This window comes from Stenotrophomonas sp. PA-6-5C (genome assembly GCF_021605635.1).
Taxonomy (GTDB): Bacteria; Pseudomonadota; Gammaproteobacteria; order Xanthomonadales; family Xanthomonadaceae; genus Stenotrophomonas; species Stenotrophomonas lactitubi.
Map to the genome: position 1 here is coordinate 1 of NZ_WKEE01000030.1, position 15683 is coordinate 15683.

General features: G+C 67.0%; 13 protein-coding genes. 9 read left to right on the forward strand and 4 right to left on the reverse strand.

Annotation, left to right across the window (positions count from 1 at the left end; all coding sequences use genetic code 11):
- The first annotated feature begins 235 nt into the window (after positions 1-235).
- Positions 236-1210 carry an MBL fold metallo-hydrolase gene (locus GIW57_RS13595; protein ID WP_236511528.1) on the forward strand — a complete coding sequence of 325 codons (975 nt, stop codon included), beginning with the start codon at positions 236-238 and terminating at the stop codon, positions 1208-1210.
- Between the two features lie 118 nt (positions 1211-1328).
- Here the strand turns inward: GIW57_RS13595 and yihA are convergent, their stop codons facing one another.
- On the reverse strand, positions 1329-1931 hold the full coding sequence (yihA, locus tag GIW57_RS13600; protein ID WP_100462756.1) for a ribosome biogenesis GTP-binding protein YihA/YsxC: 603 nt from the start codon (positions 1929-1931) through the stop codon (positions 1329-1331).
- 155 nt (positions 1932-2086) lie between these two features.
- On the opposite strand from yihA, the gene GIW57_RS13605 reads away from it, so the two are divergent.
- The 4 genes from GIW57_RS13605 (at position 2087) to GIW57_RS13620 (ending at position 5353) form a co-directional block, all read left to right on the forward strand.
- Positions 2087-2884: a c-type cytochrome gene (locus GIW57_RS13605; protein ID WP_099820952.1), complete on the forward strand. Its 798-nt coding sequence runs from the start codon at positions 2087-2089 to the stop codon at positions 2882-2884.
- Between the two features lie 106 nt (positions 2885-2990).
- Positions 2991-3641, forward strand: a complete 651-nt coding sequence (locus tag GIW57_RS13610; RefSeq protein WP_093818001.1) for a thiol:disulfide interchange protein DsbA/DsbL — start codon at positions 2991-2993, stop codon at positions 3639-3641.
- A gap of 106 nt (positions 3642-3747) precedes the next feature.
- Entirely contained in the window at positions 3748-4563 is an 816-nt protein-coding gene (locus tag GIW57_RS13615) for a thiol:disulfide interchange protein DsbA/DsbL (protein WP_236511530.1), read from the forward strand.
- 52 nt (positions 4564-4615) lie between these two features.
- Positions 4616-5353 (forward strand): endonuclease/exonuclease/phosphatase family protein, encoded by a 738-nt coding sequence (locus tag GIW57_RS13620; protein ID WP_218946652.1) that lies wholly within the window; start codon positions 4616-4618, stop codon positions 5351-5353.
- Between the two features lie 91 nt (positions 5354-5444).
- On the opposite strand, the gene GIW57_RS13625 is transcribed toward GIW57_RS13620, so the two are convergent.
- Positions 5445-6320: an EamA family transporter gene (locus GIW57_RS13625; RefSeq protein WP_089236864.1), complete on the reverse strand. Its 876-nt coding sequence runs from the start codon at positions 6318-6320 to the stop codon at positions 5445-5447.
- 72 nt (positions 6321-6392) lie between these two features.
- On the opposite strand from GIW57_RS13625, the gene GIW57_RS13630 reads away from it, so the two are divergent.
- The 3 genes from GIW57_RS13630 (at position 6393) to fhuE (ending at position 9793) form a co-directional block, all read left to right on the forward strand.
- Positions 6393-6866, forward strand: coding sequence for an Lrp/AsnC family transcriptional regulator (locus tag GIW57_RS13630; protein ID WP_165378087.1), 474 nt, complete (start codon positions 6393-6395; stop codon positions 6864-6866).
- A 43-nt stretch (positions 6867-6909) separates the two neighbouring features.
- Positions 6910-7479, forward strand: coding sequence for a M23 family metallopeptidase (locus tag GIW57_RS13635; protein WP_100462592.1), 570 nt, complete (start codon positions 6910-6912; stop codon positions 7477-7479).
- A 178-nt stretch (positions 7480-7657) separates the two neighbouring features.
- Positions 7658-9793 (forward strand): ferric-rhodotorulic acid/ferric-coprogen receptor FhuE, encoded by a 2136-nt coding sequence (gene fhuE / locus GIW57_RS13640; protein ID WP_100462589.1) that lies wholly within the window; start codon positions 7658-7660, stop codon positions 9791-9793.
- Positions 9794-9943: 150 nt separating this feature from the next.
- Here fhuE and GIW57_RS13645 read toward each other — a convergent pair whose 3' ends face one another.
- Together GIW57_RS13645 and GIW57_RS13650 are read right to left on the reverse strand one after the other, a co-directional pair.
- Positions 9944-12808: a TonB-dependent receptor gene (locus GIW57_RS13645; RefSeq protein ID WP_236511531.1), complete on the reverse strand. Its 2865-nt coding sequence runs from the start codon at positions 12806-12808 to the stop codon at positions 9944-9946.
- Positions 12809-13066: 258 nt separating this feature from the next.
- Entirely contained in the window at positions 13067-13474 is a 408-nt protein-coding gene (locus tag GIW57_RS13650; RefSeq protein WP_099820943.1) for a biopolymer transporter ExbD, read from the reverse strand.
- Between the two features lie 151 nt (positions 13475-13625).
- On the opposite strand from GIW57_RS13650, the gene GIW57_RS13655 reads away from it, so the two are divergent.
- Positions 13626-15611 carry a transglycosylase SLT domain-containing protein gene (locus GIW57_RS13655; RefSeq protein WP_100462578.1) on the forward strand — a complete coding sequence of 662 codons (1986 nt, stop codon included), beginning with the start codon at positions 13626-13628 and terminating at the stop codon, positions 15609-15611.
- The last annotated feature ends 72 nt before the right edge of the window (positions 15612-15683 follow it).

The following is a 15683-nucleotide window of genomic DNA, read 5'->3' on the forward strand; positions in this document are numbered from 1 at the left end:
CGTATTCACGGCGTCCCCCGCAACCGGACCCACCCCGCCTCCCCACAGGAAGCCAGCTTCTGCTGTTGCTCCGGCCGTTGCCGTTGCCGTTGCCGTTGCCTCTGCGGGTGCAGGGCGCAGCCCTGCCGATAACCCCCCTTGAGCATTCCGCGCAGTGGTTTGAGCGCCGCACGCACGCGCAACACGGCACGCTGTGCGCACCGGGCCTGCCCATCACTCATCGAGAAGAACCGCCATGACCCTGCGCCACCTGCCACTGCGCGCCGCCCTGCTGCTGGCCCTGTCCTCCCTGCCGTTGGCCGCGCTGGCCGAGGCCACCTCGCCCGCTCCCACCCAACAGGTGCCGGGTGTGCAGCACCAGCGCATCGGTGCGCTGCAGGTCACCGCCCTGTTCGACGGCGTGGTCGCGCTCGGCCGACAGGAAGTGGTCGATGTGCCGCCAACACTGGTCAGCCGCCTGCTCGAAGGCCGCTACGTGCCCGAAGACAAGAAAGGCCTGCAGACCGCGATCAACGCGTTCCTGGTGCGCCAGGGCAAGCACCTGACCCTGGTTGATGCCGGCACTGCGCAGTGCTTCGGCCCTGACCAGGGCCAGGTGCTGGGCAACCTGCGCGCGGCGGGCGTGGACCCGGCCGAGATCGATGAGGTGCTGCTGACCCACGCCCATCCCGATCACCTGTGCGGCATCCTCGATGCACAAGGCAAGCCGGCCTATCCGAATGCGACGGTGTGGCTGTCCAAGGCCGATGCCCGCTACTGGCTCGACCCGGCCAGTGAAGCCACGGCGCCGCAAGGCGTGCGCTTCGCCTTCGCGCTGGCGCGCAACGCGGTGGCACCGTACCAGGCCGCCGGTCGCCTGCACACCTTCCAGCCTGGTGATGCCCTGCCCGGCCCTGCGGTGGCGATGGATACCCACGGCCACACGCCGGGGCACGTGTCCTATCGCTTCGACAGCCAGGGCCAGTCACTGCTGGTGTGGGGCGATGTGCTGCATTTCCACGCGGTGCAGTTCGCGCACCCGGAAGCGGCATTCGAGGCCGATTCGGACCGCAAGGCGGCTACGGCCAGCCGTCGCAGCCTGTTGCAGGAAGCCACCGCCAAGGGCTGGTGGGTCGCCGGCGCACACCTGCCCTTCCCCGGGCTGGGTCACGTGCGCAGCGAAGGCAAGGCCTATGCGTGGGTGCCGGCGGAGTTCTCGCCGTTGAAATGACCCCGTGTAGAGCCGAGCCCATGCTCGGCCATCAGGGTCTCGCCGCGCCAGGCGCGGCAGCCGAGCGGGGGCTCGGCTCTACAAAAGTGTCGCCGGGCAAGGCCCGGCGCCCTGTTCCTTATTCCAGCCCCAGCCAGCCGCCGATGATGCCGCGGGCTTCATCCACGCCCGTACGGGCGGCGCCGGAGAACACCTGCACGCTCACCGTATCGCCGAACGACGAATGCAGTTCCTTGCGCACTTTCTGCAGGGTCTGCATCTGCTGGCTGCGGCTCAGCTTGTCGGCCTTGGTCAGCAGCGCATGCGCCGGCAGGCCACGCTGCACGGCGTAGGCCAGCATCTGCCGGTCGTAGTCCTTCAGCGGATGGCGGATGTCCATCACCACCACCAGGCCCTTCAAGGCCTCGCGGGTACGGAAGTAGCGGTCGATGAAGGCCTGCCAGTGCGCCTGCAGGTCCAGCGGCACCTTCGCGTAGCCGTAACCGGGCAGATCGACCAGATGGGCGTCCGGGGTGACCTGGAAGAACACCAGCTGCTGGGTGCGGCCAGGCGTCTTGGAGACCCGGGCCAGGCTGTTCTGGCGGGTCAGCGCGTTGAGCGCGCTGGACTTGCCGGCGTTGGAGCGACCCGCAAAGGCCACTTCGGATCCTTCATCGGGCGGCAGCTGCCCCATGTTGTGGGCAGAGAGGTGGTATTGGGCGCGTTCGATGAGCAATGACATGCGCATAGGATCGCATGTTGCGGCGCCGCGCGCCCGGCCCGGGGCCTTCCAGCGGGAAAATGCTGCACTGCTGCGTTGACCGTGTACGGAAACGGCGTTGATAATCCGGGCGATGCCGGCCGCCGCCGCCCGGCCGGTCCATACGGAGCTTCAGCATGCGCCACGCTCGCGTTCTTGCCGTATCCGCCCTTGCTACTGCCGTTGTTGCCGCTGCTGCCTTTGCGCAGACCACGCTGACCCCGCTGCCCGACAACGGCCCGATCAGGACCGCCTCGCTCGAGGTGGATTTCAGCAAGACCACCTGGGGCGATGCCAAGGCCGGCCAGACCAAGGCCACCGCGTGTGCCGCCTGCCATGGTGCCGATGGCAATTCCACGGTGGAGATGTATCCCAGCATCGCCGGCCAGAGCGAGCGCTACGTCGCCCAGCAGATGGCCCTGATCGCCAACGGCCAGCGCAGTTCCGGCGCTGCTGTGGCGATGGTGCCCTTCGTGCAGAACCTCACCCCGCAGGACATGCGCGATATCGGCGCGTTCTTCGCCACCCAGAAGGCCAACGCCGGCATCGCCGACGACACGCTGGTGGCCGAGGGCCCGTACAAGGGCATGAAGTTCTACCAGATCGGCCAGCAGCTTTACCGCGGCGGCGATGCCCAGCGCGGGCTGCCGGCCTGCATGGCCTGTCACGGCCCCAGCGGCGCCGGCAACCCGGGCCCGGCCTACCCGCACATCGGCGGCCAGCACGCCAGCTATGTCGCCCGGCGCCTGCAGGAGTACCAGGCCGGGCAGACCAACGAGACCGACAAGGCGCACTTCCAGATCATGGCCACGGTGGCGCAGAAGCTGACCGAGCAGGAGGTGCAGGCCCTTTCCAGCTACCTGCAGGGCCTGCACAACAAGGCCGACGACCTCGCCGCCGAGGGCGCTTCGACGCGACCGGCCGCCGCCCCCTGACCGCCACTGGTCGGCGCGGGTCGCCACGACGGCCCGTCGCTGCGGTATGTTTCCTTCACGCCGGCGGCTGCGCCGGCGTTGTCATTTTCAACGGAGATGCGTGTCGATGAGGTTGATTCCCCGCCTTCTGCTGTCCCTGCTGGTGCTGCTGCCGTTGGCGGCCTGCGCCGCCACCCCCGCCAACGCCCCGCTGGTCGAAGGCAAAGACTACGAGCGCATCGCCCAGCCTGGCCCGTTCCAGCCGCTGGCCGGCAAGATCGAAGTGGTCGAGGTGTTCGGCTACACCTGCCCGCACTGCGCCCATTTCGAACCGCAGCTGGCCGCGTGGGCCGCCAAGCTGCCGGCCGACGTGCGCTTCACCCCGGTCCCGGCCGCCTTCGGCGGTGCCTGGGATGCCTGGGCCCTGGCCTACTACGCCGCCGACGAAGTGGGCGTGGCCAAGCGCAGCCACGCCGCCGTGTTCAAGGCCCTGCACGATGACGGCACGCTGCCGATGCAGAACGTCTCGGCCGATGAGCTCGCCAGCTTCTACAAGGCCTACGGCGTGACCCCGGAGCGCTACACGCAGGCCCTGCGCGGCGAGGCAGTACAGAAGAAGGTCGATGCCGCCCGTGCCTTCGCCCAGCGCACCCAGGTGCCGGGCACCCCGGCCATCATCATCAACGGCCAGTACCTGGTCCGTGGCAAGAGCTTCGACGACCAGCTGCGCATCGCCTCGGCGCTGATCGCCCAGGCCCGCGCCGCCCGCGGCCGCTGAACCAACACACACCATCGACACGGCGCTGTCGCCGCCGCATGTCATCATTTCCCTCTGGCCGGTGCCTGACGCCGGCCCCACCTTTCCAGATGCTGGAGACGTTTCCATGAAGACCCGTTTCGCCGCCCTCGCCCTCGCAGCGCTGCTGCCGATCCTGGCGGCCTGCAAGGCCGACGACGGCACTACCAACACCTCCGCCCCGGCAGAACCGGCCGCGACCCCGGCCAGCACCGAACCGGCTGCGCCGGCCGCAGGCGGCGAAGCCGCTGCACCAGTTGCCGAAGGTGACAAGACCGCCGCCAGCGCCGCCCCTGCTCCGACCACCACCGCGCTGACCGGCCCGGCCCCGGTGGAAGGCGCCGACTACCAGCTGATCCCGAACGGCCAGCCGTTCCAGCCGGCGGCCGGCAAGGTCGAAGTGGTCGAGATCTTCGGTTACGTCTGCCCGGCCTGCGCCGCGTTCCAGCCGCTGGTCGGCCCGTGGAAGGCCGGCCTGCCGAGCGATGTGAACTTCGTCTACGTGCCGGCCATGTTCGGCGGCACCTGGGACAACTACGCCCGTGCCTTCTACGCCGCACAGACCCTGGGCGTGCAGGAGAAGACCCACGAAGCGCTGTACTCGGCCATCCACTCGCAGCAGACCCTGAAGGGCGAGCGCGGTGCAGATTCGGTCGATGACATCGCCAAGTTCTACGGTGCCTACGGGGTCGATCCGAAGCAGTTCGCCGCCACCATGGGCAGCTTCGCGGTCAATGCCAAGACCAACTCGGCCAAGCAGTTCGCCCAGCGCAGCCAGATCAGCGGCACCCCGTCGATCATCGTCAACGGCAAGTACCTGGTGAAGGGCAAGAGCTTCCCGGACATGCTGCGCATTGCCGACCACCTGATCGCCCGCGAACGCGGTGCGGCCCAGGCTCACTGATCAAAGAGACGTTTTCCCGGCCGTGACTTCCCCCACAACACGGACCCTGCGCTTGCTGACGGCCAACATCCAGGCCGGCTCGAGTACCCGCCGCTACAGCGACTATGTGACCCGCAGCTGGTCACATGCGCTGCCGGCGGGTCGCAAGCGCAGCAGCCTTGACGCGATTGCCACTTTGGCGCGCGGTCATGACATCGTCGGCCTACAGGAGGCCGACCCGGGCAGCCTGCGCTCGGGCTTCACCAACCAGACCCATTACCTGGCCCAGCGCGCCGGCTTCAATTACTGGAGCCACCAGCCGAACCGGCGCATGGGTGGTGTCGCCTCAAGTGCTAACGGCCTGCTGAGCAAACTGGAACCGGTGGAAGTGCAGGACCATGCCCTGCCCGGCCGTATCGGCGGGCGCGGTGTGCTGTTGGCCAAGTTCGGCGATGGTCGTGATGGCCTGGCCGTTGCGGTGGCCCATCTGTCGCTGGGCGCAGGCTCGCGGATGGCCCAGCTCGGTTTCATCGCCGAGCTGTTGTCGGACCATCCCAATGCGGTGCTGATGGGCGACTTCAACTGCCTGGCCGAACGTCCGGAAATGCAGGTGCTGTACCAGAAGACCCGCCTGCAGCCGCCTGGCTGCATCGTGCCGACCTTCCCCAGCTGGCGCCCCGACCGCGCCATCGACCACATCCTGGTCAGCAGCGGTCTGCAGACCCGCAACGTGGAAGCGGTACCGGCCGCGTTCTCCGACCATCTGGCCCTGGCGATGGCGATCGACGTCCCCGCCGACGCCCTGCGCTGACGCTTCTGGCAGGTGCCCACCTCGGTTGGCACGCTGATCTGGTGGGTGCGGACCGTTGGTCCGCACGCTCTTCGCCGGGCATGGTCCGGCGCTATCCCGCCTGCGCCACCGGCACCTTCAACCGCCTTGCCGTCATCGTGCTGCCCACCGAGGCCAGCACCGTGCAGCCGATCGCCAGCCACTGCAGGCCATGCAGGTGCTCGTGCAGCAACAGCATCGCCCACAGCGCGGCCACCGCCGGTTCCATGCTGATCAGGATCCCGAAGGTCTCCTTCGGCAGGCGCTTGAGCGCCATCATCTCCAGTGACATCGGGATTGCGCTGGACACCAGCGCCACCACCAGCCCGGCCAGCAGGATCTTCGGCTCCAGCAACGCCGCACCGGCATGCACCACGCCCACCGGCACCACCACCAGCGACGCAGCCAGCAACCCCAGCGACACCGAGTGCCCGGCGTGTAGGTGGCCGGCGCGTTTGCCGAACACGATGTACAGGCCCCAGCAGGCCGCCGCGCCCATGGCGTACAGCACGCCCACCGGGTCCAGTGCCGGGCCGCCGCCGATCGGCAGCAACAACAGCAGTCCCACGGCCGCACAGCCCACCCAGAGGAAATCGATCGGCCGCCGCGACGACAGCATCGCCACCGTCAACGGGCCGGTGAATTCGATGGCCACCGCAATGCCGAACGGGATCGTCCGCAAGGCCATGTAGAACAACAGGTTCATCAGGCCCAGGGTGAGGCCGTAGCGCAGGATGGTGATCGCATCCACGCGGCTGGTCTTCCAGCGCCATGGCCGCCAGAACAGCAGCAGCAACAGCGCCGAGAAGCCCACGCGCAGCGCGCTGGTGCCCTGCGCACCGATCAACGGGAACAGCTGCTTGGCGTAGGAGGTACCGATGGCCAGTGCGGTGACCGAGCCGAGCACCGCCAGCGCCGGCAACATCGGCGCGATTCGAGAAGTCTGCATGCCGCCAGTCTATTGCGCCGACGGCGAGCACTTGGCTCAATTGACGGCCCGTCCGTGCAACTTCTGCTCACCATGGCCACCGCCCCCGTGCTGGACAGCTTCGACCGCGCCATCCTCGCCCTGCTGCAGCAGGACAACACCCTGCCGCAGCGGCAGATCGCCGAGGCTGTGCACCTGTCGACCCCGGCCGTGCAGCGGCGGATCAAGCGCCTGCAGGACAGCGGGGTGATCGCCGCCAATGTGGCGGTGATCGATGCCGCGAAGATCGGCCGGCCGCTGACCATCATCGTCGAGGTGCGCGTGGTCAGCGAACAGCGCGAGAAGGTCGCCCCGTTCCGCCGCCGCGTGCAGGATGATCCTGCCGTGCAGCAGTGTTACTCGATCACCGGTGATGGTGATTTCCTGCTGCTGCTCTCGGCGGCATCGATGGAAGAGTACGAGGCGATCACCGAGCGCTTGTTCGGTGCGGATGACAACATCGAGCGCTTCCGGACGTCGGTGGCGCTGGGCACGTTGAAACGTGGCTTCGACGTGCCGTTGTCATAGCGTAGATGTGTTCGAGCATGGCCTGCTCCTACACTGGCAACGCATGAATACCCCCGCCCCCTCCAATGCCAGACGCCTGCGCCGCTGGCTCCTGCGTGGCGCCATCCTGCTGATCCTGGTCATCGCGGCGATGGCCTTCTGGAACAGCCCGTGGGCCGCCGCACCGAAGATGCTGTGGACGCTCTCGCGCATGCCGCCGGCCACGCAGCTGCCGGTGCCGGTGGAAGGCGTGCGCCCGCGCCAGATCGCCGATACCTTCGGTGCGCCGCGCGGTCGCGACCGCAGCCATGCCGGCATCGACATCTTCGGCAAGCGCGGCACGCCGGTGCGCAGTGCCACCCTCGGCGTCATCGCCGACATCCGCGACGGCGGCCTCGGTGGCCGCCAGGTCTGGGTCATCGGCCCGGGACGCGAGCGCTATTACTACGCACACCTGGAAGACTGGGCCGATGGCCTGGCGCGCGGACAGGTAGTGCAACCCGGCGACCTGCTCGGCCATGTCGGCGACAGCGGCAACGCCAAGGGCACGCCGCCCCATCTGCATTGGGGCATCTACGGCGCCGATGGTGCCCGTGACCCACTGCCGCTGCTGCAGGGGCGGGACAGCCGCTGACTGCGGCGCGGGCCTCGCTCTGGATCCCCGCGTTCACGATTTGTAAATAGGAATAGTTCGTATTACCATTTCTTTCGTTTCCGGTGGTGCCAGGACGGCCTGCCCGCCCTTCCCCTACCCGTAGCGCCTCGCCTCCTGGATGCCGGCCGAACGCGCGTGCCCGCCCAGGAATCCCCCGATGATCCGTCCCGCCCTCCGTCCCCTGCAGCCGCAGCGGCTGTCCACCGCCGTGTTCGCCGCCCTCTGCCTGGCGGCCGCCCCCGCTGCCTTCGCCGAAACCGCCGCCGACCCGACCACCCTCGACAAGGTCGTGGTGAAGGGCGAGCGCGCCGAAGGCTATTCGGTGCGCCGTACCTCGGCCGGTACCCGCTTCGACCTGGCGCCGCGCGAAATCCCGCAGTCGGTCAGCATCATCAGCCACCAGCGCATCGAAGATCAGAAGCTGGACGACATCATCGACGTGCTGGGCAACACCACCGGCGTGACCAGCACGCAGTCGGACAGCGAGCGCACCGAGTTCTACGCGCGCGGCTTCTACATCGACAGCTACCAGTTCGATGGCCTGCCCACGCAGATGGTGCAGAACTGGAGCTACGGCGACTCCGGCCTGGACCTGGCCCTGTACGACCGCGTGGAAGTGGTGCGCGGCGCCACCGGCCTGCTCAGTGGCGCCGGCAACCCGTCGGCATCGGTGAACCTGATCCGCAAGCACGCCGACAGCGCCGAGCTGACCGGCAGCGTGTCGGTGAACGTCGGCAGCTGGGGCCGCACCCGCACCACCGTGGACGTGGGCAGCGCGCTCAATGCCAGCGGCACCGTACGCGGCCGCGTGATCGGCAGCTACCTGGACACCGACGCGCAGATGGACCGCTACAACCAGCGCAAGACCCTCGGTTATGCGGTGATCGATGCCGACCTGACCGCCGATACCCAGCTCAGCGTGGGCTACGACTACCAGCACAAGAAGGCCAGCGGCGCGACCTGGGGCGGCTTCCCGATGTGGTACGCGGACGGTAGTTCAACCCACTACCCGACGTCGTTCAATCCCTCGCCGGACTGGACCTACTGGGACACCACCAGCAAGCGCGCCTTCGCCACCCTGCAGCACGCGTTCGGCAATGGCTGGAAGTTCAAGATCGGCGCCACCCACGATCGCACCCAGGCCGATGACAAGCTGTTCTATCCGTCGTACACCGCCTTCGACAAGACCACCGGCGCAGGTGTAACGCCGATGGCCGGCTTCTACAACACCGAGCGCAAGGTCGATGGCATCGACGGCTACATCGATGGTCCGTTCCAGCTGTTCGGTCGCGAGCACCAGTTCATGGCCGGCCTGAGCTACAACAAGCGCGAGTTCGCCAACTACGGCGATTTCCAGATGGGTGGCCCGGGCTGGAACCCGTTCGATACCTACCTCAACTGGACCGGCAACATCCCCCAGCCGAACTGGAACCCACTGGCACTGGCCAGCGAAGGCACCATCACCCAGAAGGCCGGCTACGTGGCCGCGCGGTTGTCACTGGCGGATCCGCTGAAGCTGATCGTCGGTGCGCGCTACACCGACTGGAAGAGCGAAGACGAAGGCAATGATCGCTCGCACAAGGTCACCACGCCGTACGCCGGCCTGGTCTACGACATCAACGACACCTACTCGGCGTACACCAGCTACACCGAAATCTTCCAGCCGCAGACGCTGCGCAACAAGCAGGGCAGCTACCTGGACCCGGTGGATGGCAAGAGCTACGAAGTGGGCGTCAAGGGTGCTTGGTTCGACAGCCGCCTGAATGCCTCGCTGGCCGTGTTCCGCATCGAACAGGACAACGTCGGCCAGGCCACCATGGACAAGGTGGATGGGCAGCAGAATGAAACGGCCTATGTGGCCGCACGCGGCACGGTCAGCCGTGGCTTCGAGTTCGAGTTGAACGGCGAACTGGCGCCGGGCTGGAATGCCACCTTCGGTGCGTCGCGCTATGTGGCCAAGGACATCAACGACGCCGACATCAACACCAACCTGCCGCAGACCGCGCTGAAGCTGTTCACCAGCTACACCCCGCAGTCGCTGCAGGAACTGACCGTCGGTGGCGGCGCCAACTGGCAGAACCGCATCTACTACGCAGCGCCGGTGGTGGGTCGTTTCGAACAGGAAGGCTATGCGCTGGTCAGTGCGTTCGTGCGCTACCGCATCTCGCAGGAATTCAGCGTGCAGGCCAACCTCAACAATCTGCTGGACAAGAAGTACTACTCGCAGATCACCGGCTACGGTGCGTATGGCGATGGCCGCAACGGTTCGCTGACCTTTACCTGGTCGTTCTGAGCAGGCGCGGGGCACGATCGCCCCGCACCTGTAGAGCCGAGCCCATGCTCGGCTGCCTTTCGCAACGTTGTGGGCGATCGAGCCGAGCATGGGCTCGGCTCTACATCCACATGGGGACGCCGGGCTGAGCCCGGCGCCGCCGTCCTCACATCAGAACCGCAGGTCCGCGCGCAGGTACCAGTAACGGCCACGCGGAATGTCGTAGGTCGAGGCGTCATAGCCGTTCAACGAGCACGACAGGCAGATCGGCGGATCCTTGTCGAACACGTTGTTCAGGCCGGCCGTCAGCTGCAGCCCCTTCATCCAGTCGATCTTGTAGCCCACCTGCGCATCGTGGAAGGTGGTCGCTGACAGCGTGTTGGTGCCGGCAGCCTGGTTGCTGCACACCGGGAACGCCACGGCGTCACCGCAGTCTTCGGTCAGTTCGGAAATGTGGCGTACCGTCCAGTTGGCACTCCAGTTGTCCAGCGTCCAACCGATGCTGGCGTTGCTGGTCCATTCCGGAATCGAACTGTCGGCCACTTCCACGCCGGGCTTCTGCGGCTGCCGCTGGCCGGCCGCGCCGGTGGCTTCGTAACGGCCCACAAAGGTGTTCTTCCAGCCCAGCTTGAACTGGCCAATCGAACTCTGCGGCAACGTCCAGAACAGATCCACATCCCAACCGTCGGTCTTGATCGATCCCAGGTTGGTCAGGCGGTTGTTGAAGCTGCTGACCGCACCGGTGCTGGCACGGGTGATGCCATCGCAGTAGATCGGGTCCAGCGTATCCACGCACAGGTCCAGCTGGGTCTGCGCGTTGATCGCCTGGATCGCGCCATCGATGTTGTGGCGATAGAAGGTCACTTCCACGTCGAAGCGTTCCGACCACGACGCATCGTTGCCGAACCAGGGGCTCCACACGAAGCCGGCACTGAAGCTGCGCGACCGCTCCGGTTCCAGCTCGCGGTTGCCGCCGGTGGTCACCGAGATCTGCGAGTTGGCCTGCTGGAAGCCCGTAGGCACGCCCAGCGAGGCACAGTTGGCCGCGCTGCCACGCGGCGGTGTGCCACCCAGGCCCACTGAGCAGGGATCGAACAACTGCAGGTCAGCGCGCGCAGCCGAACCGTACAGCTCACCGATCGACGGTGCGCGGAAGCCTTCGGCGTAGGTGGTGCGCAGCACGAAGTCATCGGTCACCTGCCAGCGCAGGCCGTACTTGGGCGTGAACTCACCGCCGAAGGTCGAGTAATCCGAGTAGCGGCCGGCAAGGCTCAGGTCCAGCTTCTTGCCCAGTGCCGAGTCGGCGAAGATCGGCACGCTCAACTCCAGGTACGCTTCGTTGACGTCGTAGGAACCGGACGTCGGCTGCGACGGTACGCCGTTGTAGTGGCCGATCACCGTCAGCGGGTCAGGCTGGTACGAGCCTTTGTACTTGCGGTGTTCGAGGCCGGTGGCGAAGGACACCGGACCGGCCGGCAGGGTGAACAGATCGCTGGACAGATTGGCGGTGAACAGGCTCAGCTCGTTCTGGCTGCGGTCGCGCACCACCGGCTGGATCCAGCGCAGCATGTCCGGGGTGATCGAACCTGCACCACCGAAGATGTTCAGCGGCACGCAGCCTGGCGTGGCCGCGCACACGGCCGGATCGCCCAGCGCCATGTTGACGTTGTAGATGTTGTAGCTGCCGTAGTTGGTCTGCTCGGCCTTGTTCTTGCTGTACATGCCGTTGACGTCCCAGTACCAGCTGCGGTCGGCCGCCTGGAAGTTGCCGACCAGACCGGTGGCGAAGTACGTGGTGTCCACTTCCTGCTTGAACACGCGCGCGCCGCCTTCCACCGGGCGGCGGCCGATCAGGCTCATGTTGTCACCCGAGACCAGGTCGAAGCCGAACGGGTTGTATGGATTGAGCGCGGACACGGTGATGTTGTCGGCCAGCGGATTGCCGGTGGCACCATCGGGGCCGAAGAACAGCGGCTCCGGGCCGGCCTGGTTGGTCGACTCGCGGCGGTTGCCCAGTGCCTTGACGTACCACTGCACGTTGTCGGTGATGTCGAAGCGGAACTGGCCGAACAGACCCTTACGCTCCGACGGCGTCAGCACCATGTTGTACTCGGCGAAGTTGAAGCGGTCGGCGCTGGTGAAGCAGTGATAGTCATCGGTGCGCGCGCAGCCGGCGCTGCCGTCGTAGCGCGGGTTGCTCACGCCGGTATTGGGCACGATGTTCTGCACCGCGCCGGTGTTCGGGTCGGTGAACATGAAACGGCCCTGCGGAATGCCACCGCTGCCGAACGCCAGCCCGGTGCCGGGAATCGGGAAGCGCGACTGCTCGCGGTCCTTGGCAAACACCGGATCCTGCTTGGTCCAGCTGGCGCCCAGGAACAGGCTGAAGCGGTCGCCGCTCTTGCCCCAGGCCAGGTCCACGCCCTTCTGCGTGCCATCGCCCTTGCTGTATTCACCGTAATTCAGCGTCACCTGGCCGCCATCGAAATCGCGGCGGGTGATGATGTTGACCACACCGGCGATGGCATCGGAGCCGTACAGCGAGGACGCGCCGTCTTCCAGCACTTCGATGCGTTCAACGATCGCCAGCGGAATGGTGTTGAGGTCGGTGGCCGAGCCCACGCCCGAGGCCGAGGATTCGTTGACCCAGCGGATGCCATCGACCAGCACCAGTACACGCTTGGCACCCAGATGGCGCAGGTCCACCTGCGCCGAACCCGCGCCGACGCCACTACCGTCGGGCGGGAAACCGAAGTTGCCCGACGAATTGAATTTGGCATTGAGCGCCGAGCCGGAACCGGTGAGCTGTTGCAGCACTTCACCGATCGAGGTCAGGCCGGTGCGTTCGATGTCGGCGCGATTGAGGGTCTGGACCGGCACCTGGCCTTCCACTTCAGCGCGCTTGATGCGGGTGCCGGTGACTTCGATCGCGTCCAGATTGGTGGTGGTCGATTGGGCAGCAGCGCCCATCGGTGCCAGGGCGGTCACGCACAGCGCGACGGCAACCGCCAAGGGGCGGTGGTGCAGGTAATTCATTCGCTCTCTCTCCAAAGGAATGTCGGGACATGGACTGCCGCGCTCCCCCCTGCATGGCGGCAGCGTCTCCTTTGTAAACAAGCGGTAAAGATCGCGGCGTGATGCCCGACACTCTTTCACGCGGATTTGACGATTCTGAAAGCAGATAACGTCATTTGGCTACGTATTCACCGAAGGCGGTGATCTACATCGGCGCCCTTCCCAGCGCCTGCTGCCCAAGTGCGGCCCTCCATCAGGAAGGCCGCACCGGTGACCCGCTCACTGCACGAACGCAATGCGTTCCATGCCGGTGGCCTCGGCAGCAGCCAGGATCTTGGCCATGCCGTCGTACTCGGCCGACGGATCGGTGCTGATGCGCAGCTCCGGCAGGTTGCCGGCATGCTCGCTGGCCTGCGCCTGCAGGCGCGACTGCAGATCGCCGATGGCCATCGGCTGCCCGTCCCAGCTCAACTGGCTGGACGCATCCAGGCGCAGCTCGATCGGCGGTGGTGGCTCGGGGCGATCAACCACGCGATCGGTGGCCTGCGGCAACTGCACGTTGATCGGCCGCGACAACATCGGCGCGGTCACGATGAAGATGATCAACAACACCAGCATCACATCCACCAGTGGCGTGACGTTGATGTCCGCCAGTGGGCCGCTTCTTCCTGCGCTACTGAATGCCATGTGCCGCTCCCTGCAGCAGGGCCGGTCGCCCCAGCCCAAACCTACGCCGGGCAGCTGCCCTCGCGGCAGTGCGGATCACAACTTCATTCAGCTGTCGTTGCCCTCTGCTGCCGTGTACGCAATGAGAAACTGAATTCAGCCACTGCCCGCTATGCTGGTCGCCATGACCCGACGATCTTCGACCGCCCTGTCCCTGCTCCCGCTGGCCACCACGCTGCTGATCGGCTGCGCGAGTGCCCAGTCCCTCGATGCCCAGAACGCCCAGCTGAAGGCCGCCATCGCGGCCGCCGAACGTGGCCAGTTCGATCCCGGCCAGGCCGCCGCGCTCAGCCGCCATCCAGCGTATGGCTGGCTGGAGTTCGCCAACCTGCGGCGCAACATCGACACCGTGGATACGGCGCAGGCACAGGCCTTCCTCAAGCGCTACCAGGGCCAGGCCGTGGCCAACAGCTTCCGCAGCGCTTGGCTGCCCTCCGTGGCGCGCCGGCAGGACTGGCCGACGCTGCTGGCCAACTGGGTGCCGACCGACAACCTCGGCCTGCGTTGTGCGCAGCTGACGGCGCGGCAGGCCACCGGCAAGGTGGACCCGCAGTGGATTGGCGAGGCACAGGATCTGTGGCGCAAGAACGGCAAGTCACTGCCTGATGCCTGCGACGCCGTGTTCGCCGTGCTGCAGGCGCAGGGTGGCATGAGCGATGCACTGCGCTGGGAGCGCATCGATGCCGCTGCCGATGCCCAGCAACCGGCGGTGATGCGTTCGGCCGCCCGCGGCCTGCAGGCTGGCGATCTGGCGCTGGCCAACACCTACGCCGCCTTCGTCGACAAGCCCAATGCCAGTGCCCTGAACTGGCCGCGCAACGAGCGCAGCCGGCGCATCGCCACCGATGGCCTGGCCAAGCTGGCCAAGGCCGACCCGGACGCCACCGAACAGCAGCTGCCGCAATACGCGCAGGCGCTGGGCCTGAGCGCCGAACAGCAGGGCCAGGTGCGTTACCAGATCGCCCTGTGGACGGTGGCATCCTACCTGCCCGACTCTGCCCGCCGCTTGAATGCGGTACCCGATGCGGCCTACGACGAACGCCTGCACGAATGGCGAGCACGCGAAGCGATGTCGCGCGGGGATTGGCCGGCGACGCTGGCAGCGATCCGCAAGATGGGCCCGACCCAGCGCAACGATTCGCGGTGGCGCTATTTCGAAGGCCGCATGCTGGAAAAGACCGGCCAGGCACAGCAGGCGCAACCGCTGTTCCGCGAAGCTGCACGTGCGCCGACCTTCCATGGTTTCCTGGCGGCGGACAAGCTGCAGCAGCCGTACACGCTGTGCCCGTGGAAGCCCAACGACAGCGCGCAGGCGCAGGCCGTGGTGGCCCGCGATCCGGCCATCCAGCGCGCGATGGCGCTGTACCAGATCGACCGCGCCGGCTGGGCGGTGGCCGAATGGAACAACGCACTGTCGCGCTTCGATGACACCCAGCGTCGTCTCGCGGTGCGCGTGGCGCAGGACAACGGCTGGTTCGACCGCGCGGTGTTCTCGCTCGGTAAGCAGAAGCAGGAGCAGCGCCTGTACGACCTGCGCTTCCCGCTGCACCACGACGCCACGATCCGCCGCGAGTCGGCGCGCAATGCGCTGGACCCTGCCTGGGTGGCCGCTGAGATCCGTGCGGAAAGCGTGTTCAGCCCGCGCGCGCGTTCGCCTGCCAACGCCATGGGCCTGATGCAGGTGCTGCCGGCGACCGGTGCCGGCGTGGCCAAGTCCATCGGCCTGACCGGCTACGGCGGCGCTGACAGCCTGTACGACCCGGACACCAACATCGCCATCGGTACCGCGTACCTGCGGCAGTTGATGAACAAGTACGAGGGCCTGCCCTACGTAACCATCGCCGCGTACAACGCGGGCCCGACGCCGACTGCACGCTGGCAGACCCAGCGCCCGGGCTTCGATCCGGACCTGTGGATCGAGACCATCAGCTACAAGGAAACGCGCGAGTACGTTGCCCGTGTGCTTGCCTTCAGCGTGATCTACGACTGGCGACTCAATGGCGACGCACTGCCGCTGAGCGACCGCCTGATGGGCCGCCTGGTGGACAAGCGCAAGAGCTTCACCTGCGCCGCCGACGCCGACCAGGGCGGCGACTGATCGCCCGGTGACAGTAGCGCCGGGCCATGCCCGGCGGACGCCGCGATGTATCCCGCCGGGCATGGCCCGGCG